The sequence below is a fragment of the Nonomuraea sp. NPDC059023 genome (assembly GCF_042740095.1).
Lineage (GTDB): Bacteria > Actinomycetota > Actinomycetes > Streptosporangiales > Streptosporangiaceae > Nonomuraea.
The window spans coordinates 1-1,542 of the sequence record NZ_JBHYIO010000126.1 but is presented as its reverse complement, the minus strand read 5'-3'; the positions used below and the strand labels follow the sequence as shown (position 1 = coordinate 1,542).

Here is a 1,542-nt window from a genome sequence, read left to right as displayed (position 1 = left end):
CCCCAATGCCGGGAAGTTAAGGATCTTGGGGTGATGTCCAGGGGTTTGTTGATCTCCGGGACGTGAGAACGGAGATCCAGTAGAACGGGTGATCTCTTACCATCGTCCGTTCGATTATTACTGGATCTCCGTTGGGTGTTGAGTCTGTCAGGTCGGTCGTGGCCTGCGCTATGGGTTCGGTTCGGCAGGTGGCGGCGGGGGTGTTCGCGCCGGGACATGTGGGCGAGCTGACGCAGGTCGTGCCGTTTGAGATGGTCGATGCCGTGCTGGGCGAGGCCGGCGGGGCGGAGCGGCGGGTGCGCCGGTTGCCGTCGCGGGTGGTGGTGTATCTGCTGCTGGCGGGTGGGTTGTTCGAGGGGCAGGGGTATCGGCGGGTGTGGGCCCGGCTGACCGCTGGGCTGGAGGGGCGGTGGCCGGCGCCGTCGTCGTCGGGGCTGGCTCAGGCGTTGCGGCGGGTGGGGGTCGCGCCGTTGAGGGCGTTGTTCGAGTTGCTGGCCGGTGCGCCGGCCGGGGCCGTGCGATGGCGGGGGCTGCTGGTGTGCGCGATGGACGGCACCACGATGAGCGTGCCGGACAGCCCGGCCAACCTGGGGCGTTACGGGCATCAGAGCGGCTCGCACGGCGGCTCGGGCTATCCCCTGGTCCGGCTGGTCGCGGTGGTGGTGTGTGGGAGCCGCGCGTTGCTGGGCGTGGCGTTCGGGCCGTTCGGCAAGGGCGAGAGCACCTACGCGCCGCAGGTGCTCGGCTGCCTCAAGCGGGGGATGCTGCTGCTCGGTGACCGGGGTTTCGCCGTCGCCGGGCTCGTCACCGCGATCGCCGGTCCGGGCGGCAGTGGCGCGGACCTGCTGATCCGCTGCAAGAACGGCCGAAAGTTCGCCCGGGTGCAGACCTTGGCGGATGGGTCGTGGCAATCGGTGCTGGGCGGGGTGGCGGTGCGGGTGATTGACGCCGAGATCACCCTGACCTTGCGAGGCGGTGGCCGCCGTAGCGGCCGTTACCGGCTGATCACCACCCTGCTTGACCCTGCCCGCTACCCGGCGCTGGAGATCGTGAAGCTGTATCACCGCAGGTGGGAGATCGAAACGACGTACGCGGAGCTGAAATCGACCATCCTGGGCGGGCGTGTCTTGCGCGCCCGCACCCCTCAAGGCGTCGACCAGGAGATCTACGCGCTGCTCAGCACCTACCAGGCACTGCGGCTGGCGATGGCCGATGCCACCGCCGGCACCGGTGAGCCGGCCGAACGGGCCAGCTTCACCACCGCACTGCTGGCCGCCCGCGACCAGGTCATCCACGCGGCGGGTGTCATCGCCGATACGGTCATCGACCTGGTCGGCCGGATCGGCCGCGCGGTCCTGGACGACCTCCTGCCCGCCCGCCGCGAGCGCAGTTGCCCTCGCATCGTCAAACGAGCCATCTCCAAACACCGCGCCAAAGGCCAGGTAGACCGCACCAACTACCAAACGACCACCGCCATCGACATCCACACCGACCCCGAGTTGACGACCACCCAAGATCCTTAACTTCCCGGCATTGCCACTA

The 1,542-nt window shown here is 68.7% G+C and carries 1 protein-coding gene; it reads left to right on the top strand.

The window, feature by feature from the left end; translation table 11 throughout:
• Positions 1-170: 170 nt before the first annotated feature.
• Complete coding sequence (locus ACFWYW_RS59335) at positions 171-1,523, top strand: IS4 family transposase (protein ID WP_379628337.1); 1,353 nt, start codon at positions 171-173, stop codon at positions 1,521-1,523.
• The last annotated feature ends 19 nt before the right edge of the window (positions 1,524-1,542 follow it).